The following is a 23,689-nucleotide window of genomic DNA, read 5'->3' on the forward strand; positions in this document are numbered from 1 at the left end:
GTCCCATTGCCGTAACATTCTCCAGTATGCTCCTTTCGCAAATTTATCGAATCCGGCGAATTCTTATATATTCAAATACCGTTTTGTATACGCCGATAACCCCTAGAAAAACCAGGATTCCAAGCTGGAAGACGAGCTGTCTGTTAAACGGCGTTTCGGCCATCGGTCCTCTGACTTCGAAATACGTTTCGACGATGGGGTCAAGCTCGGAAGGCGGAAGCTTATCGGCCGCTTTGGCATCGAGGCCGTTCAGGCTTCGTGAATAAGCTTCCACTCTCCCTATCACGGTGTCGGAAGGAGAAAGAGACTCCCAATGAAGACTTTGAGCGACCGCCAAGCCCAAATCGGGCTCGGTTTTATGCAAGTATCCTCTTAGCGGCGTTTGGCGCTTTTCCTTTGCAAGCTCAAGCGGTGTCTCGGATAAGAAAATGATGGGCATTCCCGAAATTTCCCCGAGATATATGTAACGGTCAGGATCCCCGTATTGATCAAAACGAAGAAAGGCATAGGGTTTGTATTCGAAAACGCGTTGATCGTCTAGGACATACTCTCCCACCTCCAGGTTTTTTAGATCCAAATTCGGCAGTTCAATATACCTTTGATCGCTTATAAGGTTCGGATCCTGGAGATCTTTTACGCTTTTCGGTATTCTGGCATTGGCCGCGTTCCAATACGAAATGAGCAGGCCGATCAGAAGCAAATGGGCCGTCAGGGCTAAGACAAAACCGGTTAATATTTTGCGGTTTACGAACCGCCTCCATTTGGTCCGATCCGGAATGGATTGAATCCTGGCAGCGGGATGATGGACTTCCGCTGCGCTTTGAAGCAAGGCTGTTCCTTCCGCTTTTTGGCCAAGTGCCAGGCAGGCGCGAGCCATTAGCAGACGGGCTTGCTCATGTTCCGGCCAGCGGGAAAGGATGGAGTTACATTCCTCCAGCAATTGAGCATAGTCCCGTTTATAGTGCAGCAATTTGGCACGATACAAATACCCGTCGATTTCTTCAGGCATGATCTCAATCAACCGGTTGAAGTAATCCAACGCTTTTTTGTAGTAGTTTTTGCGAAAACAACACTCCCCCAGCAGCCTGAGCAGGTCGGGATCATCGGCAAAAAGGGTATAGGCACTTTGCAGATGTCGTTCAGCTTGCGATATTTGGTCCATGACCAGAGCTTGATGCCCGAGATCCCGAAGTTCCAAAAACCGGTCTATATCGACATTCTCCGCCCGGAGAAGCGAATCGAAACGGAAACCCGATTGAAGCTGCCTTTGATAAAAGAGCAGAAAGGAATCGGCATGGAGGTCAGGGTCGTACTCGTCCGATGCTTCCATCATGCGGAGCCAGCCGAAACTCTTCTCGAGCATTCGCCAGACTTCGGTCGGCAGATAGCGGCGCGTCTGCAAAAGCGATAATAACTGTGCGCTGACAACGGAGGCGGTGTCCAGATTCCACACTGTTTCGGAGTGAAGAAGCTCCTCCCACTTCACTGCCGATATCCGTGAAGGGAAGTCATCGTACAGGGCGGCCGCGAGACCTATCCATTCCGCGACGGCTCGAAAATTCGCTTCGGCCGGATCGACTTCCGCAACGGGAGGCATTTCCATCAGGCGTATTTTTGGAAGGACGAGGTCCGGTTCCCGATTCAAGTTGTCGTCCGGGTCCGCTTCCGGGTTCATCAGGCGTATTTTTGGAAGGACGAGGTCCGGTTCCCGATTCAAGTTGTCGTCCGGGTCCGCTTCCGGATTCATCAGGCGTATTTTTGGAAGGACGAGGTCTGCCTCCGGGGGAGGCGCAGTTTCCGCTTCTGCCCAATCCACATTGTTGTCTGCAGTTTCGGGCGGCACTCCTTTTTTGGCATAAACCAAGGCGGCGTCAAAAGCCTCCCGCAAGGTTTGATACCCGGTGGGGTCATCCTCCGGATGGTAAACTTTGAGCTGCCGGGCGTACGCGCGTTTAATAGCTTTCATATCCGTAGTTGGGGGAAGCCCCAACCGTTCCCAAATGGTCATCTAAAAGCGATCCACCTTCCAAGCGAAATCTAGATAGGTTGAACTAAGGAATTGGCGTTAGCAAATGTGAAATGGTTTCGGAAATACGTTGGACCGACTTCAACAATTGTAGATATGAAGCGTCACCGTCGGCGTCTACACACTAACGGGAAAACCTCCCGTTAATGCACCGCTCTTGGCCCTTGAGCCGGATTTAGCTGGAAAAGCTCCATCTATTTCCTGGCCCAATGGCCGATATCCACAATTTCAGGCGGATTAGCGGGAGGTTTTCCAGCTAAATCGCCCCTGCAGCGGCATAAGCACCGAATTAACGGGAAGAATTCCCTTTAATTGAACCAAACCATGAGCTGTAGGCCAAGAGTTTGAAAAGAACCCTTCACCCCGCTGTCTAATAGGCAAATCAATTAGTTCAACCTGCCTAGTTCTGATTAATACATTTATCGGAGGCCAATTTTAGGATTGTTAGTTACATTCCTTCGCCGGAAAGCAACGGACGGACCGGCATTAAAAACCCAAGGGCACTTTGTCGATAATAAAAATAGCTATTCATCAAAAGAGATTCGACAAATATGACATCAGGTGGTGGGCTCCGGCTTGAATATATGGACTATCCTGGATCTTCCTCCGACGGAGGACGAGAAGCAGATCCGCAGAGCTTACGCCCGGATGCTGAAAAAGCACCATCCCGAGGATGATCCGGAGGGCTATCAACGCCTTAGGGAAGCGTTCGACGAGGCGATGAAGCTCGTCAAACAAGGTTTTTCCGCGGTCGAGGCCAGTATCGGATTCGTGGAGGACGATGAGGAAGATACCGAAGAAGATGCTGATCAAGGGAGTGAAGCGGAGGAGGATGCCCTGACACCGCCTCTTTCCCGTGCTCTCAGGAAACTCCACTGGGAACCGGAGGACCTGCTTCCCGAGAAGACGCCGGTGGAACTCGTTGAAGAATTTATGGAAGAGCTGGATCAATTGTACCAGGATTTCACGTCCAGATTCGATCTTTCGCGTTGGACCGAGCTTCTGAATAATAATGTCCTTTGGCGTTTGGGCAGCCAGGGACGGCTGACGGACGAGGTGCTGGATTATCTGGAGGACCATTATTTTCTGTCCGGCGAAGTATGGGTCTTGCTTGACGGCACTTTCGGGATCAAAGAGAAGATGGGGCTTGACCCCGCCGGTTTTCGGGAGGAATATCCCAAAATTTCTAACTATATGGTTAGAGGGTCGCTTGCGGCCAAGCTCGGTTATGCCGATCTGTTGGCCGCGGAAAATGTGGACGATCCTGAAGCCTATCTTCTCTACCGGGAAGATTTCGCCCTGGCCATGCAGAATCATAAGATGGAGGATGCTAGGTGGGCCTTGGAAAAGGCACGCGAAATTTTTGACAAAGACACGCAAATCCTTCGTTTGCAAATTGAGTTTTACCGGGAGGTCGAAGACTGGGAGAAGGCACTGCCGGCATGCGATGACATTCTAAGAATTTTTCCCGATGATTTGGAAATGCGCATGATCCGGACGGGTTTTCTTTTGCAGATGGATCACCTGGAGGAAGCCAGGGAGGAACTGGACCGACTTCGGCGGCTCAGACCCGATGATCCGGAGGTATTATCTTTATCGGGGCAGTGCTGCATGCGTTTGAAGGAGCCGGATCAGGCCCGCCGGTTTTACACGCGAATGCTGGAGCTGCGCGAGAATGACATGGAAGCCGTCATCAATTTGGCTAAAATCGATGGATTTATTCAACGCCTTCCCAAGTCAAACAAGGGTCGCCGGAGCCAAATGCGGCAGATTCAGCGCGAATGGGGAAAGCACTCCCCGGCCAAGACGCTTCAGAGATTCGGGCACCTGCTGCTCATGAAATGGATGAGCCTGGCCCTGATCCTGGTGCTGCATACTTTATTGGCCATCACTTGGAATAAACATGTGCAAATGCCGGTTTGGACGTATATGAACCAGATGGTTGACCCTCCTGAGGCGCCCTTGGTTACAAAGGCGGACGAGTTGGAACAGCTGCCTCCGGGAAGCCCGGTGCGTTTGAACATATCCAAAGCTTTCTACACCGGCACGTTGGAGCTGGAACTGAAGGAGAAGGATAAAGACGGCAACAACCTGATTTCCTATATGGCTCAAAACGAAGCGGAGCAACGAGACCTGTTCGATCGGTTAACAGGATATATTTGCCGGGGGCGGGTGGGTGAGATGTCCGTCATCTTGCTTACCGATTACAAGCAGAGCAAACAGATTTTTGAGAATGGCTCGATTGAGGCGGAAGGGATTGTGCGGGAAATTTCTTCTCCCGAATTAAAAGCGTTCAAGGACAACTGGGCGAAAAAGGGAAACTACGGTACGATATCCCTGCAGGATTTTTACATCAATATCAGGGACGGTTTGGAAGGGGGCGTTCTGCGCCCGGAAATTCCCGTTATCGCATGGTTCTACATCCTGGTCTTAGTCTTGCTGTATGTCCGGCTCATGAAGAATATCGTTAAAAACAAACGTTTCCTGTTGTATGACGGGTCCTCAGGCAGGAGGGGGGAGGCGTAAACATGGTGCTCACAGTGGAAGAAATGCGCAGAAAGTGGAAGCCGTTGGCGCATGCCATGCTTTCCTTCATTAATATGGGGCCGAGCGCGGAATATTATATTGCGCATCCCGAGAAAATGTATCTTGGCACCATCAACAATAAAAAGATTCTGTCGGAGCAGCATCATATCGACACGCCGGAGCAACTGAGGCAGCATATCGAATGGCAGATGTCCGTAGGGCTCCGCGACGAATTCGATAATATGCATCAAGAATTGATTTTGCTTCCCGAAGCGGAACGGCTCCGCCGCATCGAGTCCGGTTCGGACCCGCTGATTCGGCACAAGATGGCGGTCGTGAACCATTATTTGCGCCGGATGCCTTCCGGCGGATTAACGGGGTACGACTGTTCCTTCATTGTGCTCAAGTCGCTTATGGCGGAACAGTTGAAATGGCTGACAAGCGAGGAGGCCTGGAGCTTTGTGGGCGAGGCTGTCGAGCTCGCCAGAAATCGTTATGAGGATTGGCATGATTATTGCATGAGCTTTGCCGTAGGGCTGGAGTTTTACGCCATCGACGATCCTTCATTTTATGTGAGAGATGCGCAGGGGCGGCTGAGAAGACTGCTGAATGTCATCGACAGCCCCTTGGTTCAAGTGAAACTGCATTTTTAGCCGAATAAAAACAAGCTGACGGGAACTTCTATCCCGTCAGCTTGTTTGCGTAATCTTCAATCCGACATTCCGGCCACGGCGGACGCCGCACCGACCACGCCCGCGTGCTCGCCCAGCGCGGCGGCGTGGAGGAATATCCCGTCGCCCCAATAGACGGGCATCACGATGCGGCGAAGGTGCCCGCCGATCCGTTCCAGCAGGAAATCGCCCTGGGCCGTGATGGCCCCGGCGAGGAGGAACCGGCGCGAGTTGAGCGTATGCGCCAGATTGGCGAGACCGACCGCGATCCGCTCCGCATACCGGTCGACAAGATCAAGCGCCTGCGCGCTCCCCGCGCGGGCTTCCACGAACAGCTGCCTCGGGTCCCGGAGCCAGAGGTCCGGAGCTTCTTGTTCGCGCATCAACGTTTTAAGCCCGGTCACGGAGGCGTAGTTCTCCCAGCAGCCGCGGTTGCCGCAGGTGCAGGGAAGGCCGCCCATGGCGACGATATGGTGGCCGAAGCCGCCCGCATAGCCGTCGTCCCCCGTAAACATGGTGCCGTCTCTCACGATGCAGCCTCCAATTCCCGTACCGAGGGCGACGCAGACGAAGCTCGGGAGACCCTGCGCGGCGCCTTTCCATTGCTCGCCCCGGGCGATGGCATGGACATCGTTCATCACCGCGACCGGAAGTCCGGTCTCCCGCTCAAGCAGCTCGCGCAGCGGCGTTCCCGTCCAGCCGGGCAGATGCTCCGTCGCATAGGCGACCGTCCCGGCCGTATCGACCGTCCCGGCCGTCCCGACGCCGATGCCCAGCAGATCCATCCCCTCCTGCGCGGCGGTCCGGCGAAGCTCTCCGATGAGGCCGGACAGCTTCGCCAGAAGGGCATCCCTGCCCCGCGCGGCCTCCGTCGGCACGGTGCGGAAATGCCGGACGCCGCCGTCCGTGCCGATCAGCGCCGACTTGATGCCGGTGCCGCCGAGATCGATGCCGATCGCTCCGCGCGTCCGGCTCATCGGCCGTCACCGGCCGGTCCGGCCCCCCGTATGGCGCGGACGAACTGCTCCGTCACCGTGTGCGGCCGGGTAATCGCCGTGCCGACGACCACGGCGAAGGCTCCCGCCCGGAAGGCCTCGGCGGCCTCTTCGGGGCTGTGGATCCGGCCCTCGGCGACGACCGGAACCCGCACGGCGGACGCCAGCTCCGTCACCAGCCGGAAGTCCGGCCCTTCGTTCTTCGGGCTGTAAGGCGTGTAGCCGGACAGCGTCGTGGAGATCAGATCGAAGCCGAGCGCGGCGGCGGCGATCCCTTCTTCCACGGTCGAGACATCGGCCATCAGCAGCCGTCCCGGCCGCCGCCGGATCCCGGACACGAGGCCTTCCAGCGATTCGCCCCCGGGCCGCTCCCGCCCCGTGGCATCCACGGCGACGATATCTGCCCCGGCCGCAAAAATCAGCTCCGCATCGGACAGGCAGGGCGTGATATACACGTCCGAGCCGGGATAGCTCCGCTTCCAGATTCCGATTACCGGCAGGCCGCAGCCTTCTTTAATCGCCGCCACATCCTGCGGCGAGTTGGCCCGGATGGCCGCAGCCCCTCCATCCTTGGCGGCATTCGCCATAGCCGTCATAATATGGCTGCCGTACAGCGCCTCTCCCGGATAAGCCTGACAGGATACGATCAACTGTCCTTTCAATTGCTCCAGTAGTTTCTCCATACTCCATTCCCTGGCTCCTTTAGTTGGATTCCAAAAAAAATAAAACGCATACATCGATCTATTTTCCAGTATAAAAACATATACCTTACATGTAAAGAAAATTATTTTCTAATTTAACGGATATTTAGAAAAAAATAAACAAAATCATTTACAAGTCGATTTGGTTCTGCTACTTTAGAACACAAGAAACAGCCAAAACCACAAATAAGGAGGAAATGCAGGATGGAGTCTTTTGACGTCATAGTAATGGGCGGCGGCATCTCCGGGACGATGGCCGCGGTAGCGGCGGCCAAATCGGGCGCGAACACGCTGATTGTGGAATCCCAGGGTTATTTGGGAGGGACCTTGACCGCCAACGGAGTCGGCCCGATGATGACCTTTCATGCCGGGGAGAAGCAAGCCATTCAAGGCTTAACCGATGAGCTGATCGAAAGGCTGAAGAGGGTGGGCAAATCGCCGGGACATATTTTTGACACGGTCGGATTTACGTATTCGGTCACTCCGTTCGATGCCGAGGCGATGAAGGTGGAACTGGAATCTATGGTCCTGGAGAACGGGGGCCAAATCCTGTACCACACGATGCTGGCGGAGGTACACACGGAGGATGGACGGGTCACCGGCATTACGGTTTGCAATAAATCCGGGTTAAGCCGCTTGTCCGCCAAAGTGTTTATCGACGCGACCGGGGACGGCGATCTGTCCGTCCGTGCGGGAGCCGCCTTTACGAAGGGGCGGGAAAGCGACGGGGCCACCCAGCCGATGACGCTGAAAATGAAGATGATCAATGTCGACATCGCGAAGGTCAAGGAATATATCCATGCCCATCCGGAGGATTTCCCGCTTTACAATGGCGATACCTCGATTATCGAGAAGGCGCCGAGATTGTCGACCGCCGGCTTTGTCAGCCTGTTTAAAAAGGCGAAAGAACGGGGCGAAATTTCCATTCCCCGGGAAGATATTCTGTTCTTCGAGACGAATACGCCCGGCGAAGTGATCCTGAATACGACGCGGATTCTGGGACATGACGGTACGGATGCCTGGAGCCTCAGCCGGGCCGAGACGGAAGGGCGGAAACAGTGCAGGGAACTGGAACATTTCGTGAAAACATACATTCCCGGTTTTGAAAACGCTACCGTGGAATCGACGGGCCCATCGATCGGCGTCCGCGGCTCCCGGCAGATTATCGGCCTTTACACGCTGACGGCCGCCGATATTTTGTCGCAGAAGAAGTTTGAGGACACGATCGCCCATTCCGGCTATCCGATCGACATCCATAACCCCGACGGCGAGGGGACCAAGCACGAGAAGCTGGAATGGGGAGGCATGTACAGCATTCCGTACCGTTGCCTCGTAACTCCCACGCTGAAGAATGTCATCGTCATCGGCCGCTGCCTCTCGGCCACCTTCGAAGCCCAGGCCGCCGTCCGGACGACGCCGACAACCGGCGCCATCGGGCATGCGGGCGGGGTCGCGGCCGCTCAGGCGGCGCTGCAAAACCTGGAGGTCCAGCAGGTTGACGTGGCACGCGTACAAAGCGTGCTGAAGGAGCAGGGGGCTTACCTGGAGGTCTGAGGGTATTATTACTCTTACTCTAACGGTTGCCACAGCCGTTATTTGTCCTAAAAACGCCGATTTCCAATTCTAACGGCCAACACAGCGCTTATTTCGAATAAACCTGGCCGTTAGGGACGTTAGGGAGGGAACCCAGGGGAAATAAGGGCTCTCACGACCGTTAGAATTTCCAAAGGGTTACTTTTCGCAAAATAGCGGCTGCTCCAGCCGTTAGACTTCCGCTAGTTTTTGCACGATGCTCTATCTGCAAACGAGAGTTCAACTTATTCAGCTTTTCATTTGAACGGTAAAGGGGACTTGAACCATGAGTTCAATCATGTGGGTACAGGCTATTGGCATTTTACTCGTATTTCTTCTGTTTGCGGGGCTGATGATGACCCGGAAGCTGCCGACGATTCTGGCGCTGCCGAGCATGGCGATCTTGTTCGCGCTTATTGCGGGCGTACCTTGGTCTTCCGGGGATCCCGAAACGGCGACCCTCAGCGGAACGATTCTGGCCCAAGGGTCGATGCGGCTGTCCACGGCGATCGCCGGGCTGATCTTCGGCGCCTGGTTCGGGCAAATCCTGAATAAAGTCGGGGTTACCAAATCGATTATCCGTAAAGCCGCCGAGCTGGCCGGGGATAAGCCGGTGCTGATCGCGCTGCTGTTCTTCGTGACGGCCTCGGTGATCTTTTCCGCGGCGAGCGGTCTGGGGATGGTCATTCTCGTAGGGACAATCATTATCCCGATTATGCTGACCGCCGGCATCAGCCAATTTCTGGCTTCCGTCGTCTTACTGTCTGCCGTAGGCGTCGGGGTGCTGTTCAACGTTTCCAACTGGGCGGTTTACGTGGATGTCATGGGTCTGCCGGTTTCGACCGTCGCCGACTACACGTTGATCGCCGCCTTGCCGCTGATCGTCATCAGTATGATCATGATCGTCTATTATGCCCGCCGCGACGGGCGCGGCCGCAAAGCGTGGGCGATGCCGGCGACCTCGCCGTCCGCGGATGGCCGCAAAGTGCCGGCGGTCGCGCTGATCAGCCCGCTGGTACCGGTCATTATGGTGTTCGTCTTCAAGATGGATATCGTGCCCGCCGTTATCATCGGCGCGGTTGCCACGCTGATCCTGTCCTGGCCGAAACGCCCGGTGCACGTGCTCTCCAGCTCCCTCGTCGAAGGGATTCAGGATGTGGCCGGAGCCTTGGGGCTGATGATCGGCATCGGCATGCTGGTCAACGCTGTTATGGCGCCGCAGGTGACGGCGATTATTTCGCCGTTGATCGAAGCGGTGCTGCCGAACAGCCCGCTGATGTACATTCTGTTCTTTACCATTTTGTCGCCGCTGGCGATTTATCGCGGTCCGTTGAACGTCTGGGGACTGGGCAGCGGTATCGCCGCGCTGTTCGTAGGGGCGGGCATGACGCCGATCGCGGCCATGCTGGCGCTGCGGGTGGTCAGCAATGTGCAGTCCGTCTCCGACCCGACCAACTCCCATAACGTTTGGGTGGCCGATTTTACGAAGAGCGACATTAACGATATTTTGAAACGGACCCTGCCTTGGATGGTCACGGCTGTGCTGATCTCGATGGTCTGGGGTGCGCTTGTCGTCTTTTAAGCGGGAGAACGGCATGGTTTAGAGAGATAGGAGGGAGCTATGAAATGGGTAGAAAAGTAAGGGTAGGCATCGATGTCGGCGGTACGTTTACCGATGCGGTCGTGCTGGATAACGAAACGTTCGAGATTATTGAAAAAATGAAAATTCCGACTACGCACCATGATGAGGACGGCGTGGCTAAAGGGATCGTGCAAATTTTGCAGACAATTTTGGAGAGCAAGGGCATCGCCCCCGAGGACGTGACCTTTATCGCCCACGGTACGACCCAGGCGACCAACGCTTTGCTGGAAGGGGATGTCGCCAAAGTCGGCATCCTCGGCATGGGGGCGGGGATGGACGGATTGAGCGCGCGCAGCGAATCCAATCCGGGACAAATCGAGCTTGCGCCCGGCAAAAATCTGCAAACCTACCACACGTACCTGGACTCCAAAAATCTGAAAGATGAGGCCGTGGAGCAGGGGCTGCAGGATTTGCTCTCCCAGGGGGCGGAGGTCATCGTCGCTTCGGAGGCGTACAGCGTGGATGATCCGGCGAATGAGCTGCGCGTCGTCGAAGCGGCCCAGCGACGGGGCGTGTTCGCCACCGGCGGGCACGAAATTTCGCAGCTGTACGGCCTGCGGACGCGGACGAGAACGGCGGTCATCAATGCCAGCCTCATTCCGAAGATGATGGAGACGGCCAACATGACCGAGAAATCGGTCAAGAACGCGAACATCTCCTCGCAGCTGATGATCATGCGCTGCGACGGCGGGGTCATGAGCATCGACGAGGTGCGGAAACGCCCGATTTTGACGATGCTGTCCGGTTTGGCCGCGGGCGTGGCCGGAGCGCTGATGTACGAGAAAATTTCCGACGGCATCTTTTTTGAAGTGGGCGGCACGAGCGTGGACATCTCGGTCATCAAGAACGGCAAGGTCATGATCCAGAACGCGCAGGTCGGGGGACACCGCACCTACCTGCAATCCCTGGATGTGCGGACCTTGGGCATCGCCGGCGGCAGTATGATCCGGGTAGCGGGCGGCAAGATCGTCGACGTCGGCCCGCGGAGCGCCCATATCGCCGGGAAAGCCTACGAATGCTTCGCGGATCCGGCACAGCTACAGGACGCGCGGGTGCTGTTCATCAGCCCGCGCGAAGGAGACGCCCCCGAATACGCCATCGCGAAAGGCGGAAGCGGCGAGGAATTCTCCTTCACCTTGGCGGGAGCGGCCAACCTGCTCGGCTATGTGCCGGAAGGGGACTATGCTTACGCCGGGAAGGAGAGCGCCCGCTTGGCCTGGGACGCCTTGGGCGCGCATCTGGGGATTTCCGGAGAGGCGGCGGCCCGTCAGGTGATGGATATCGCGATCGAGAAGACGATGAAAACGGTCAATGAAATGATCGCGGACTATGAGCTGGACCGCAACTTCGTCACCCTGGTCGGCGGAGGCGGCAGCGGGGCCGTCCTCGTGCCGGCGATGGCCGAGAAGGAGCGGATGAAGTGGCAGATCGCCAAGAACGCGCCGTATATCTCGACGATCGGTGTTGCTTTGGCTATGGTCAAGGAGCAGATCGAACGTACGGTCATCAATCCGACCGAGGCGGATATCAAGCGGATTCGCAGCGATGTGATGGATAAAATCGTCCAGTCCGGCGCGAGCGAAGAAACCGTGGAAATTACCATCGAAATCGATAACCAGAAGAACATTCTGCGCGCGATCGCGACCGGTTCGACGGAGCTCCGGTCCAAGGATCTGGGACAGGCGGCATTAACCGAAGACGAAATGCGCAGCATCGCGGCAAGCTCCGTGGACGCGCCGGTCGATTCCATGAGGCTGGCCGCCCAGACGGGGAGATGGCATCTGTTCGCTAGCGAAGAAATCCGTAAATCCTTCTTCGGCCTTCTAAAGAAGAAACGCATCTCCGTCAGCGTGGTTGACCGGGAGGGCGTGGTCCGGTTCAAGCAGGCCGGCGTGCATTACGGCCAATTTGCCAAGAAGGAGCGGCACGACGCATTCGTGGGTTTCCTGGATGAGCATACGATTTATTCCGACGCCAATGCTACGATTCCGAAGGTCTTCCTGTTTTTCCGGGAGAAAATGCTCGATCTGACCGGGATGCAGACCAGGGAACAATTGCTGTCCATCCTGGACATGGAGACGGAAATGCTGGGCGAGGAGGAAGTTTGGCTCGCGGTAGCGTACCAATAGACTTAAAAGCGTGAGGGGGCAGGTGGCCATGACAGGTGTACAAGTACGAGAACAGGAACGGGAACAGGGGCAGGAGCAGCGCGTGGGCGTCGGCGCGGGCGCGGGCCGGCATCCTGTTTACGAGATCCGCAGCCTGGGCCTTAACGATGAGGTACTGGCTTTCGCGGAGCTGGAGAGGGATCCGGTTTTTCATAAAATCGAACCCGGGAAGTACGGGTATTACTTGTCGCGTTCTTTGGAGATGGGACGGGAAGCGGCGGCCCGGCTGAAGGGGCAGCCCATCCGGCAGCTTCTCGATCAGGCGGGGGTCCGCTTCAATCTGGCGGCATCGGCGGGTGCGGGCAACGGTGCCTTCAAAGTGGCGCTGCGGGCTCAACTGGACTGGAGCGGAAAGGTCCCGGAGATCACCGTCTACCGGGAATCCATGCATCAGCTTCAAGCCGCGGCTGCGGCATCGGACGGGGCGCTCGGCCCCGTGACCTTCGAGAGGATCGTGGACATCCACCTGGCGCATGAGTATTATCACTTGCTGGAGTACCGCAGCGGGCGGTTTACGAATGAGCTGCTGGAGCCGGTGGAGTGCCTAAAACTCGGCCCCTTCCGCCGAATGGCCACGATCTTGCAGACGAGCGAGATTGCGGCGCACGCTTTTTGCAAGGAATTGCTCGGGCTCCCCTATCTGCCTAGCCTGCTGGACAATATTTACCTCGTGCAGACGGACCGGATGAAAATGGAGCAGTTTGTGGAAAATGTGAATAAGTGGAAAACAATTTTGGGCGAGAGTGGACTCCATATGCTATAATAGGTAAATCGTTTACTGCGAAAGGTCGTTCCTTCGGAGCGGTTTAATCGCAAATGCAGGAGGACATATCATGGCTTCGCAAGTACCCGCGGTGATTGCAAAAATCATATCGCTCAAGCAAAAATTTACCTACGGCGAAAACCAGATCGCTCACTTTGTCATTCATCATCCCGAGTTTATTACCCAGCATACGATTACGGCGCTTGCCAATGAGATCGGCGTTTCGGAGACAAGCATCAACCGTTTTTGCAAGAAAATCGGGTTTAAGGGTTTTAACGATTTCAAGATCGCGATCGCCCAGGATACGTTTTACCGGGAAATGCAGACGCGGAAAAAAGAACGCCGCGAAATCACGCCCATCGACGGACTGGCCCTCGATTACAACGAGCTGGTCGTCAACACGTCGGCGATGATCTCCGAGGAGGCGCTGCAGGGTGTGGCGGAAATGCTGAAGCAGGCCAGGCGCATCCACATTTTCGGCATCTTCGATTCTTTCCTCTCGGCCATGGCCCTGAAGAACCGCCTGTCGCTGATCGGGATCAGCGCGGAGGCCAGCAGCGACAGCCGCGCGATGAAAATCGCGGCGTCCCAGGCCACGGCGGAGGACATCGTCATCGCGTTCACCCGTTCCGGCGCGACGCCGGAAATTATCGACGCGGTATCCACGGCGCAGATGAACCAGGCGAAGACGGTGGCCATCACCTGCTACGATTCTTCCCCGGTCACCGAGGCCGCGGAAACGAACATCATCGTGCCGGACAAAATGTCCGTCAGCAACAGCGCCATGATGTCCAATCACATCACTTTCCTGTTTGTGGTCGACGCCGTCATGAGCCTGCTCATTTCCTCGGACAAATCCTACCTCAAGAAGAAGCTGGACAGCGAGGGCATCATCTCCAGCCGGCCTTCGGTAACGGAGTATTACTGATCGCCAATCAAAAAAGCGGCTTGCCTCCATCGGCAAGCCGCTTTTTGAATGAACTCGATCCATTAACGGGAATCTCTCCTGTTAATTTGGCTCGTTTCGCCCATATTGCACCATTTAGCTGGAATTTCTCCCGCTAAACCCGCCGGATAGGGGCGATAAGAACCTCTGCCCCCTAAATTAGCTGGAGGTTTTCCAGCTAATCGCTAGCCGTGGGCGGCAAGGGGCGAATTAACGGGAGGTTTTCCCGCTAAGTGTTAGCGCTGGTTATTGTTCCGGCTTGCGGACCACGCCAGGTGGAGGAATTTCCGCGCACCCTACCAGGCATGAATGGACAGCATATTCCAATAGAACAGGAACGCGGTATAGGCGATGCATCCTGCGGCAAACGCACATCTGCCGAGCGCAGCGGAGGTTTTCTTGCCGGACCGGATGCCGTCCCGCCATAGCAAGTGAACGGCGATCATCACGGCTGCCAGCGGCAGGGAGGAGATGCCCCAGGCAAACCAGCCCGGATATCCGTACGTAATTTCGGTGTTGCCATATACCAATTGCACGACCAGAAAAATGGACATCAGCAGCGTGATAGCGGTAATGTGCAAGGAAATGGGCTTCTTTGTTCTCCGGAATAAGCGGACGACGTAACGCACAAGCCAGATGGCCAGCAGGGCGATGAGCAGCAATCCCGAGCCGGCGTATATGCCAAGCAAGAACACGGGACGGTGCAGGAATCCGGGCTGTTCCGCCAGTGTCGTTTCCTGTGCGAGGGTCATTTGCCATCCGTGATCGCCCTGTTCAAACCATAGCTTTCCGCCGCCCCCTTCCTCTTGAAATAGGCCTTCCGCGATCGGCACATAGCTTAGCTCTTTACGCTCGCCGCTCCCATCCGGGAACACGCCCGTCAGGATAAGCCGGCCTTCGGCCGCTTTGACCTCAAAATCTTTGCCTCCGAGAAAATAAAGCCATTTGCCCCATCCCCGCTTCGGCGCGCCCGAGAAGGAGTAAGTACGCTCATACTGCTGCAATTGCTCCCGGGAATATGACAGCGCTTTGCCCATTTTCTCCGGTCCGGCGATCAGTCCGGTAATGGCATCCTCGATTTTTTGATTCATTTGCGTGGATCCTTCGATAACCGCATTGCTGACTACCAGGACGCCAATCCGCTTCGCGGGGATCAGCAGCATTCTGGCGTTAAAGCCTTCTACGTCTCCGGTGTGAGACAGGGTCTCGATCCCGCCGGCCAAGCGTCCCCGGTAAAAACCGTAGCCCATCCCGGGCAAATCCGGATGTTCGGCGAACTGCTGCTCATGCATCGTTTCAATGGTGGAAGGCTCCAAAATCGACGTGCCTTGATATTGTCCGCCATTCAACTGGGCGATCATAAAATGGGCAAACTCATTCGGCGTGGCACTGAGGCCGCCGGCCCCCGGTATACTCAGGAAAGTGTAGGGGACTTCCTCATAATGACCGCTTGTATAATTGTACGATTTGGCCATGTTCGGGTTATTTTCGGGTACCGTCAGATTTGCGCTGGGCATATCCAGCGGCGTAAATAAATGCTTGGACATATAAGTATTAAGGTCGGCGCCCGAGTTCTGTTCGATCAAATTCCCTACCAGTCCGAGTCCGGCGTTGCTGTAGGCGTATTGTTCCCCGGGCTCCCGCACGGGGGGATGGTCGCGGAAGTATTTACTCAAAAATTGTTCCGCCGACAGATGGTTCGATCTGGAGAGCGAGGTGATTTCGTAAACCGCTTCATCCAATCCGGCGGTATGCGTTAGCAGGTGGTGCAGCGTTATCGGTTTTTTTCCGAAAACCGGCACGTTGTAGCCGACCAGAAACCGGTTCAGGTCGTCGTGAAGGGTCAGCTTCCCTTGCTCGACCAATTGCATGGCGGCGGTGGCGGTCACCGTTTTCGTAATCGAGCCAACCCGCATGATCGTTTGCGCGGGATCAACAGACCGCTTGTTGTCCACATCGGCATAGCCATATCCCTTGCTGAACAAAATGCGTTCTCCTTGGGTTACGACTACCGCCGTCCCATGGATATACCCCTTGCTGGTTTCCTCATCCATCATAGGATCAAGGAGTTGTTCCAGCCGCTCCGCTGTGATGGAGAAATCGGACGAGCCGGCCGCCTGGGCGGACGGAACAAAATAGAACATATTGAAGAAAAGAGGGAGAAGCAGCAGTATAGTGATTGTTTTTTTCATATGGAAAAACCTCCAGCGGTATTGGAATCGAAAATATATGTTCCAGAATACAGCCGCGCTCTTTCGCTGAACTTTCGAAAATCTTAAATCCGTCTTAAAAATACCGGAAATTCGGGCGGAAAGTGCTAAACTAAAGGAACGGACGAAAAATGTCGATGAGATGATAGGGGAGCGTGATTTCATGCAAAAGACCATACTGCTGGCGGATGATGATCCGGATATTGTTGCGCTGCTGAAGCTTTTTTTGGAGAAGGAAGATCTGGTTGTTATAGAAGCTTATAATGGCGCGCAGGCGTGGACATGTATCCGGGAGCGCAGGATTGATCTGGCGGTCATTGACATCATGATGCCCGGACTCGACGGCATTCAACTGCTCAAGCAGTTGCGCACGGAATATAAGCTTCCGGTGATTATGATCTCGGCGAAAAATCAGGACAGCGATAAAATTCTCGGCCTGCAATTGGGAGCCGATGACTTCTTGGCGAAGCCTTTTAATCCGCTGGAAGCGGTAGCCCGAGTACAAGCCATGCTCAGACGGACCTATGAGTTCAATGAGCCGCCGACGGATTCCCTGATCGAGGAGATCCAGTCGGAGTCTGTGGTCATCGGAGAACTGAGGCTGTGCAACCGGAACTGTGTTCTGTATAAGCAGGAGGAGGAAATTCAGTTAACCGCCATTGAATATAAGCTGCTGAAGACATTTATGGATGCTCCGGGCCGGGTTTTTACGAAAAAACAGCTGTTTGAGCAGGCTTGGTCGGACTATTATTATGAAGACGCCAATACGATCATGGTACATATCTCCCGGCTGCGGGAGAAGATTGAGGACAATCCCCGGCAACCGGTCTATATCCGAACGATTCGCGGCTTGGGCTACAAGTTCGCCAGGAAAGAGGAGTTCTCATGAAGAAAAACACACTGTACCGCCGATTGGTGAAGAGCCATATTTTTTCCGCCTGTACTTTAGTTGTGACCCTCCTTGTGTTCCTGGGCTTCGCGATGGATATGGAGCGGGAAACCGTCGAGCTTCGCTTGTCCGGGTTGCTGTTCTTGCTGCTATTGTTCGGCGCCAATGTTGCGGTCTACAGCTTGTGGACGGCGAAGCGGATCACCGGACCGTTGGAGCAAATCGCGGGAGCGATGGGGGAGATGCGGCAAGGGCGGTTTGAGGAACGGCTGGATATTCAGGCAACGGACGAGTTTGCGCGGGTGGAGAGGTATTTTAATGCGTTGGCCGAGTCCTTGCAGCAGGCGGAGGCGGAGAACCGCCATCTGCAGGAGAGCAAGCGCCGGATGCTTGTCGATCTCTCCCATGATTTGAAGACGCCCGTCACCTCTATTCTGGGTTATGCCAAAGCGCTTCAGCTTGAAATGATAGACGATGAGACGGACCGGATGAAGGCTTTGCAATTGATTTACAACAAATCCATCCAGGTCGCATCGATGATCGATGACATCTTTGAGTTGTCCAAGCTGGATAGCCCCGATTTTCCGCTGCGCGCCGCCCCGGGCGATCTGGCCGAACTGTTGAGGGAGACCGTGGCCGATTATTATGATCAATTTGAGGAACGCAAATTTGTGTTAAACCTGGACATTCCCGCCGTTCAGGTCACGGTGGCGTATAATGCCGGGTTGCTGCGGAGAGCGGTTTCCAATCTGTTATCCAATGCGCTCCGCTATAATCCGCCGGGTACGGAAATGACCGTACGCCTAACGGATTTCGGAGCTATGGTAAGGCTTGAGGTGATCGATAACGGAGTCGGGATTTCCGATGCCTTGAAAGCCGTCATCTTTGAACCGTTTGTGCGGGGAGATTCAACCCGGAAAGGGGATGGGGGAACCGGGCTCGGTTTGTCGATTACCAAGCAAATTATGGAGCGGCATGGCGGCGAGCTGCGTCTGGACAACGGGAACGGACAAACCTCATTTGAACTTGTGCTGTACCGCCGCTAGTGCCTCATCAGACATCGTAGTGGGGGAAAATGAGCATACGTCGCTGCTTCAACTATGATTTGGAGCGAGGTGCTCGATATACGCAGTCGATAAGTACGCAGTCTCACATCCACAGACATCCAAATCGTTTCTAGCCCACGGCGATCAAGGTGCCTAGCGCACTTTCCAACACACTTCCAACTCCAAAAAGATGCAAATCTGCAGGTATTTAAGCCGATTCACGAGGGGATACGAAAAAAGATGCAAATCTGCAGGAATTCTCTGTTATCAAGTTGTCTGATGGGGCACTACGTTCTTGCGATCGGAAGCCGAGGCCCGGCACCCAACACCCGGCACCCAACACAAAAGAGCCTGTTACCCACTTGGGGTACCGGGCTCTTTTGTGCTGTTCAGTCGGGAATAAGATTATTTAAAGGGTCAGTTTTTTGCAAAAAAGGTTTAACAAAACGGCGGCTTCCTGCCGCAGCAGGGGTTGCTTGGACCGATAGTCGATGCCGGCGGAGTCCTTGGTGATTTCCGGCCCGTACATGCCATGATTCACAATATACTGCACCGCATCCACGGCCCAAGGGTCCGTCTCCCCAAGCAATTGAATGCCCGGGGAATTCGACGTATTCACGCCGGCTGTCATCGCGGCTCTCCAAATCAGGACCGCGGCTTCCTGCCGTGAAATGATTTGACCAGTATCGTAAACCTGTTTGCTTTTCGCGTTTCCTTGAACAAACCCAAGGTCCATGGCTCTTTGCACAAACCCCAAATAAGGAGCATCTCCCGCATCACCCGTTAGCGTTGTTGTTTTTGCCGGGGCCAATCCTGTCATGCGCATAAGTTCCGCAATAAACTCGGCCCGGGTCATTTCTTGCTCAGGGTGAAAAGCGCCATCCGCCGCAGGGTTTAAAAATCCGAGTTGATCCGCTCCATAAATCCATGGCGCATAGGGATGCTGCTTACTAACATCCGTATATTCTTTAGGCTCGGAGGCTTTTTTCGCCCAACTATCTACTTTGTTATAGTACAAATATTGAGTTCCGTTTGAATTCACTTTAATAGCGGCCTTAATCCCTTGTTCATCCTCAAACAACATCGGCTCGATTTCCCGGAGGGTATGCGATCCATAGGGATCCACGATGGTCAGTTGTCCGTCGTCGGTCACCGTAACTTGAAATACCCAAAAGGGGATTCTTAGATCTTGATAAACCCCCGTCAGTTGGCTGAGCTCCGTTTTGGACGTGTTAAGGTACGATTTCTGTTTCGGCGTTTCGGGATAGAAATGATCCATGAAGGCTGCGAAAAAGTTTTCGCGCAAATTCGTGCCGTCACCGTTAACAACGATAAAACCGCCTACTTTCTGTTCGGGCATAAGCCACATCCAGGAGTGGTAACCCGACAAATCCCCGCCTTTGCCGATGACCGACTGACCATTATAGTTGTTGCTGTAAAAGGTTTCAAACCCGTAAGCCGTGCCGGGGATCTGCGGGTGAATCCGATGATGGATTTGCTGCATGTTCTTCACCGATTCTTTGCTTAAAATTCGGGCGTCCGCCAGTTGTCCGCCATTGAGCTGGGCGATCATGAATTTGGCCATATCTCCCCCTGTAGAGAACATCCCACCGTCCGGCGCCTCGGCCGGGTAGGAAAGGTATTCGGGGATCGGCTCCTTCTTCGCCGTGTAAGGGGTAGCCAGATGCTCCCGCAGTTCGGACGTCATTTGGAAGCTGCTGCTCTCCATGCCAAGCGGTTCCAGGATATGTTTTTGCACATATTGACTAAAGGGAACACCGGACAGCCGCTCCACGATATACCCCTGTAGATTAAAGGCGTAATTGTCATACCGGTAAGCTTCACCCGGATCGCGGACAATCGTCGGTACCTGTTGCTTGATAAACTGGTTGTTCGGAACCTCTTTTTCGGAAAGATTCGGACTATCCGTATAATCAAATCCGGTAGTATGCGTCAACAAATGCTCCATCGTGAGCGTTTTATCGGTTTTGTTGGGAATTTTCAAATCGCCCAAATAAGCTTGGACATCTCCCTGCAAATTTATTTTCCCCTGTTCAACGAGCTGCATGACGGCTGTTGCCGTGAACAATTTGGAGATCGAGGCGATCCGAAAGACGGAGTTCTCCGCATCTACCGGCTTTTTGCTTTTGAGGTCGGCATAACCGTAGCCTTTTTGAAACAGAACCCGGTCTCCCTTGACGAGAACGACCGCTGCGCCTGTTAACTGCTCTTTGTTTTGAGGCTGATTAAAGAACTCGTCCACAAAAGCCTCCACTTGTTTAGCTTCCAATGGCACGGCAGCTTGGCGCTCCGTGGCCGAGGCGGATACTTTCGGCTGAAGAGCCGCGGATGCGATGAGCAACCCGCACATTAAGAGCGGGATCATTTTCCGAGGTTTGGATTTAAATAAAAACAATGCGATGACCTCCTGTTTTGACGATTTCTTGTAGCGAACTTGATTTAATCCGCGCGTTCAATCGGCATTAGTGTAACACCTTTTGGCTGACTTTTAACAAATTCGCGTCGATCTTAAGGTAAATGTAAGACTGGGGGAATTTCTCATTTGATATGCTTAAAGTAATTTGTCAATGAGAAGAGGATAAAAGGATGAAATCGAACCGATCAAGAGTTTTTCCGGTCATCATGATTCTAATCTTTGGGATCGTCAATATCTTTGGGCCTAACGCTAAAGTACAAGCAACTGGAGGGTTCCAAGCCTCCGCGGAGGAGACAACCCAAATCGATAAATTTGTCGAGACGATGATGGACAAGCTCCAGCTCCCCGGGGTAGCCATAGGTATAGTCAGGGGGGATCAGCCCCTTTATTTGAAGGGATATGGCGTCGCAGGCCCGCAGGGGCAGCCTGTTACCGCGCAAACTCCCTTTATTTTAGGCTCAAGTTCCAAGTCGTTTACGGCTCTGGCCATCATGCAGTTGGCAGAACAGGGGAAAGTGGACTTGGAAGCGCCGGTTCGGGACTATTTGCCTCAATTTGAATTGGCCGACCGCAAGGCGTCCGGTACAATTCTGGTCAAGCATTTGCTAAATAATAACAGCGGGTTGTCTACTTATACCGGGCGGATTGGTTTTGTCGGCACCGAGCCAACCATTGAAAAACTGATCCAGGGTTTTAAAGATACCCCTCTAAGTGAGCCGGTAGGGACAAAATATCAATACTCCAATGCCAATTACGATATATTGGGCGGGATTGTCCAGAGTGTCTCGGGGATGTCCTATGCGGATTACGTCCGGAAGAATATCTTCGAACCCCTTGATATGAAGAACAGTTTCACTTCAACGTTAGCGGCCAAGAAGCATGGTCTAGCGCAAGGTTACCAATCCTTTTTTGGGTACATGTTCCCCACAGAGCAGCCGGACAACCCTTCCATGCTTGCCTCCGCCTACCTGATTTCCAGTGCGGATGATATGGCCCATTATCTCATGGCACAGCTGAATGATGGAAAATTCGGTGATAGCTCAGTTGCTTCCACCGAGAGCATCCGTCGCATGCATGAACCAGCGGTTCCCGACCCTACGATTGACGGATATTATGGAATGGGATGGGAAATTGCCGATGGGGTAGTCAGGCATCAGGGCGATGTCGAGAACTTTCACTCTTCGATGGTGCTGGACGGCGACACAGGGATCATCGTATTGATTAACGCGCATGATTATCTGGTCCGCGGCGGCAAATTCGAAATGATTACGGACGGGATTCGTGATATTTTACACGGCCGCCAACCGCAGACAGATGTAGGAAATGTTATGGCGACATACATCGTCATTGATCTTGTCGGTCTAGCCGTGGCTGTACTGCTGGGGATATCCATCATGCGCCTATTCAAACGGAAAGTTAGTATTACGCGTACTCCGCTGCGAAACTTGTCGTCTGTCCTGTTTCTCCTAATGTTTAATTTCGCAGTTCCCGTTACGCTGCTTTTCAGAGCGGGCTGTTTTGTAGCCCCATGGCGCGTGCTGTTCTCCTGGTTACCGGGGATTGGCCATCTCGTCTTTCTGTTATGCATCCTCGCACTAGGCATCGGTGTGGTTAAGTTGGTCCTGTTTATCGGAAACTTGAAAAGGGACATTAGGATCTAGTGCTAATTGCGTTATTGTAATAATATCTCCTTATGCGTTTGTTGCATGGGGAGGGGAAAGGATGAAGAAGTTAACGGTTATGATATGTATTATCGGCTTATTGTTTTCGGGATGTTCGACATCCGCAGACAAGAGAAAAGCCAAAGAAAATGAAATCAGCCGGTTGGCCATAAATTATGTGAAGGAAAAGTACGGGATGACGGACGCCGAAGTCATTGAAGTAGCGCTGGCTTCCTCGCCAAACGGGCCTATTCCCAGTTTTAAACGGAAAGTTCCTAATGAGGGTGTAGTTCGTATGGCACAAAATGGCGAGGTTTTTAATGTGCTGGTCAGTACAAATTGGGGGCAACTCACCGGCCAAACCGACCGGCTCATTGCCGATAACTATCAGGCCGCGGAAATCAAACGCGGTATTGAGGAACATATTATAAGAATATACGGCGTCTCCAAACAATACCATATCCGAAAATTTGACTTGTCCAGCCTGATCGGCGAGGGGGAGAAATTGGGGTACTTCTGGATCTCCCATTATTTCAGCCATTACAATTCCGGCGACCGGCATAACAGTTATTTTACGCTCTCGCAAAAATATGAAGGGGATATCGCGAAGTTTTTGAAAGATCAGGATTACAGCATTCAACTGGAGATCTTTTTCAAAGGGGAAGAAAAGAACAGCCGCAAACATGCGGAGCAAAGCAAAGCGTTTTTGGACAAAATGGTCGAGATCTTCGGCAACGGCGAAAGTGAGATTCAGGTGTACGTAAATAAAGAACACAAATTCATGGACGACAAGATGCAGGACATTTTCAGACAGGCGGATGACTACGGCAAAAATATCGATCCCGTTCTTTACGGGCCGGTATACAATTTCTGCAATAGTTCAGTCAAAACGCACAGCGAGGACTACATCGCTTTTAGGAAAAAGCAGTCGCCGCACACCGAACTGGAGCGAGTGGATTTTCATGGAAACCGCTATAGCTTTATTGCGGCCGATCAGGGAATCAGCCTGGCTTCGCTGGCGGAAGACGTTGATTTTGCCGACGAAACGGACTTTATCTATTCAGCCGTACCGATGGACGAGGACGATCCTTTTCGCACGGCCGACTTTAAAGTATTGGACCGCAGAGAGAAGGGGCGTTACGAATACCGTTTGCTGAATGACCGCATCTACCGGGTCGATTATGCCAAACCCGAGCAACAGGGGGATTACGGGAACGAGGCGATAGCCGTAAAAATCGCCAAAAGCCTGGTTCCGCAGCCTACGGATGACCTCCTTATTGTAGAGAAATTAGAAAACGGAAGCCTGGCCGTGGACTATTACACCGAATATGTTATGGAAAGTGAGGACTCGCTGATCGGCGAAGTGCAGGCGGGGAAAGATTTCGCCCTTGTGCGCAGAACAAAGGTAGAGTAGGGAAGGGCCGGTTTTTATCCGG

At 53.9% G+C, this 23,689-nt stretch carries 16 protein-coding genes; 11 read left to right on the forward strand and 5 right to left on the reverse strand.

Features of this window, described 5'->3' with window-relative positions:
• Positions 1 to 43: 43 nt before the first annotated feature.
• Positions 44 to 1,966: a tetratricopeptide repeat protein gene (locus tag V4U88_RS21860; RefSeq protein ID WP_334075379.1), complete on the reverse strand. Its 1,923-nt coding sequence runs from the start codon at positions 1,964 to 1,966 to the stop codon at positions 44 to 46.
• 636 nt (positions 1,967 to 2,602) lie between these two features.
• Between V4U88_RS21860 and V4U88_RS21865 the strand changes: the two genes are divergently transcribed.
• Positions 2,603 to 4,552, forward strand: coding sequence for a J domain-containing protein (locus V4U88_RS21865; RefSeq protein WP_334075380.1), 1,950 nt, complete (start codon positions 2,603 to 2,605; stop codon positions 4,550 to 4,552).
• Between the two features lie 2 nt (positions 4,553 to 4,554).
• The gene (locus V4U88_RS21870) at positions 4,555 to 5,205 is read left to right on the forward strand and encodes a DUF1266 domain-containing protein (RefSeq protein ID WP_334075381.1); all 651 of its coding nucleotides are present in this window, start codon (positions 4,555 to 4,557) and stop codon (positions 5,203 to 5,205) included.
• Positions 5,206 to 5,261: 56 nt separating this feature from the next.
• On the opposite strand, the gene V4U88_RS21875 is transcribed toward V4U88_RS21870, so the two are convergent.
• Positions 5,262 to 6,200 carry an ROK family protein gene (locus V4U88_RS21875; protein ID WP_334075382.1) on the reverse strand — a complete coding sequence of 313 codons (939 nt, stop codon included), beginning with the start codon at positions 6,198 to 6,200 and terminating at the stop codon, positions 5,262 to 5,264.
• Entirely contained in the window at positions 6,197 to 6,901 is a 705-nt protein-coding gene (locus V4U88_RS21880) for an N-acetylmannosamine-6-phosphate 2-epimerase (protein ID WP_334075383.1), read from the reverse strand. Before V4U88_RS21880 ends, V4U88_RS21875 begins: the two co-directional genes overlap by 4 nt.
• A 222-nt stretch (positions 6,902 to 7,123) precedes the next feature.
• Here V4U88_RS21880 and V4U88_RS21885 point away from each other — a divergent pair, with 222 nt between their 5' ends.
• The 5 genes from V4U88_RS21885 to V4U88_RS21905 all read left to right on the forward strand — a co-directional run bounded on the left by V4U88_RS21885 (position 7,124) and on the right by V4U88_RS21905 (position 13,992).
• On the forward strand, positions 7,124 to 8,473 hold the full coding sequence (locus tag V4U88_RS21885) for an FAD-dependent oxidoreductase (protein ID WP_334075384.1): 1,350 nt from the start codon (positions 7,124 to 7,126) through the stop codon (positions 8,471 to 8,473).
• Positions 8,474 to 8,777: 304 nt separating this feature from the next.
• Complete coding sequence (locus V4U88_RS21890) at positions 8,778 to 10,073, forward strand: citrate transporter (protein WP_334075385.1); 1,296 nt, start codon at positions 8,778 to 8,780, stop codon at positions 10,071 to 10,073.
• Between the two features lie 44 nt (positions 10,074 to 10,117).
• On the forward strand, positions 10,118 to 12,262 hold the full coding sequence (locus tag V4U88_RS21895) for a hydantoinase/oxoprolinase family protein (RefSeq protein ID WP_334075386.1): 2,145 nt from the start codon (positions 10,118 to 10,120) through the stop codon (positions 12,260 to 12,262).
• A gap of 28 nt (positions 12,263 to 12,290) precedes the next feature.
• Positions 12,291 to 13,064 carry a hypothetical protein gene (locus V4U88_RS21900; RefSeq protein WP_334075387.1) on the forward strand — a complete coding sequence of 258 codons (774 nt, stop codon included), beginning with the start codon at positions 12,291 to 12,293 and terminating at the stop codon, positions 13,062 to 13,064.
• A gap of 70 nt (positions 13,065 to 13,134) precedes the next feature.
• Positions 13,135 to 13,992, forward strand: a complete 858-nt coding sequence (locus tag V4U88_RS21905) for a MurR/RpiR family transcriptional regulator (protein ID WP_334075388.1) — start codon at positions 13,135 to 13,137, stop codon at positions 13,990 to 13,992.
• 314 nt (positions 13,993 to 14,306) lie between these two features.
• Here the strand turns inward: V4U88_RS21905 and V4U88_RS21910 are convergent, their stop codons facing one another.
• Positions 14,307 to 16,202, reverse strand: coding sequence for a serine hydrolase domain-containing protein (locus V4U88_RS21910; RefSeq protein ID WP_334075389.1), 1,896 nt, complete (start codon positions 16,200 to 16,202; stop codon positions 14,307 to 14,309).
• A gap of 181 nt (positions 16,203 to 16,383) precedes the next feature.
• Here V4U88_RS21910 and V4U88_RS21915 point away from each other — a divergent pair, with 181 nt between their 5' ends.
• Positions 16,384 to 17,109 carry a response regulator transcription factor gene (locus V4U88_RS21915; RefSeq protein WP_334075390.1) on the forward strand — a complete coding sequence of 242 codons (726 nt, stop codon included), beginning with the start codon at positions 16,384 to 16,386 and terminating at the stop codon, positions 17,107 to 17,109.
• A complete protein-coding gene (locus V4U88_RS21920; protein ID WP_334075391.1) occupies positions 17,106 to 18,155 on the forward strand; it encodes a HAMP domain-containing sensor histidine kinase in 1,050 nt (349 codons plus the stop codon). The genes V4U88_RS21915 and V4U88_RS21920 overlap by 4 nt, the downstream gene beginning before the upstream one ends.
• Before the next feature lie 409 nt (positions 18,156 to 18,564).
• Here the strand turns inward: V4U88_RS21920 and V4U88_RS21925 are convergent, their stop codons facing one another.
• Entirely contained in the window at positions 18,565 to 20,571 is a 2,007-nt protein-coding gene (locus V4U88_RS21925; RefSeq protein ID WP_334075392.1) for a serine hydrolase, read from the reverse strand.
• Between the two features lie 191 nt (positions 20,572 to 20,762).
• Between V4U88_RS21925 and V4U88_RS21930 the strand changes: the two genes are divergently transcribed.
• Together V4U88_RS21930 and V4U88_RS21935 are read left to right on the forward strand one after the other, a co-directional pair.
• Positions 20,763 to 22,253, forward strand: a complete 1,491-nt coding sequence (locus V4U88_RS21930; protein ID WP_334075393.1) for a serine hydrolase domain-containing protein — start codon at positions 20,763 to 20,765, stop codon at positions 22,251 to 22,253.
• A 61-nt stretch (positions 22,254 to 22,314) separates the two neighbouring features.
• Entirely contained in the window at positions 22,315 to 23,667 is a 1,353-nt protein-coding gene (locus V4U88_RS21935) for a hypothetical protein (RefSeq protein ID WP_334075394.1), read from the forward strand.
• The last annotated feature ends 22 nt before the right edge of the window (positions 23,668 to 23,689 follow it).

The sequence above is a fragment of the Paenibacillus sp. A14 genome (genome assembly GCF_036864815.1).
Lineage (GTDB): Bacteria > Bacillota > Bacilli > Paenibacillales > Paenibacillaceae > Fontibacillus > Fontibacillus sanfengchensis.

Coding starts and splice junctions, on each gene's coding strand:
- V4U88_RS21860 (WP_334075379.1), bottom strand. CDS start 1,966: ATGAAAGCTATTAAACGCGCGTACGCCCGGCAGCTCAAAGTTTACCAT.
- V4U88_RS21870 (WP_334075381.1), top strand. CDS start 4,555: ATGGTGCTCACAGTGGAAGAAATGCGCAGAAAGTGGAAGCCGTTGGCG.
- V4U88_RS21875 (WP_334075382.1), bottom strand. CDS start 6,200: ATGAGCCGGACGCGCGGAGCGATCGGCATCGATCTCGGCGGCACCGGC.
- V4U88_RS21880 (WP_334075383.1), bottom strand. CDS start 6,901: ATGGAGAAACTACTGGAGCAATTGAAAGGACAGTTGATCGTATCCTGT.
- V4U88_RS21885 (WP_334075384.1), top strand. CDS start 7,124: ATGGAGTCTTTTGACGTCATAGTAATGGGCGGCGGCATCTCCGGGACG.
- V4U88_RS21890 (WP_334075385.1), top strand. CDS start 8,778: ATGAGTTCAATCATGTGGGTACAGGCTATTGGCATTTTACTCGTATTT.
- V4U88_RS21895 (WP_334075386.1), top strand. CDS start 10,118: ATGGGTAGAAAAGTAAGGGTAGGCATCGATGTCGGCGGTACGTTTACC.
- V4U88_RS21900 (WP_334075387.1), top strand. CDS start 12,291: ATGACAGGTGTACAAGTACGAGAACAGGAACGGGAACAGGGGCAGGAG.
- V4U88_RS21905 (WP_334075388.1), top strand. CDS start 13,135: ATGGCTTCGCAAGTACCCGCGGTGATTGCAAAAATCATATCGCTCAAG.
- V4U88_RS21910 (WP_334075389.1), bottom strand. CDS start 16,202: ATGAAAAAAACAATCACTATACTGCTGCTTCTCCCTCTTTTCTTCAAT.
- V4U88_RS21915 (WP_334075390.1), top strand. CDS start 16,384: ATGCAAAAGACCATACTGCTGGCGGATGATGATCCGGATATTGTTGCG.
- V4U88_RS21920 (WP_334075391.1), top strand. CDS start 17,106: ATGAAGAAAAACACACTGTACCGCCGATTGGTGAAGAGCCATATTTTT.
- V4U88_RS21930 (WP_334075393.1), top strand. CDS start 20,763: ATGAAATCGAACCGATCAAGAGTTTTTCCGGTCATCATGATTCTAATC.
- V4U88_RS21935 (WP_334075394.1), top strand. CDS start 22,315: ATGAAGAAGTTAACGGTTATGATATGTATTATCGGCTTATTGTTTTCG.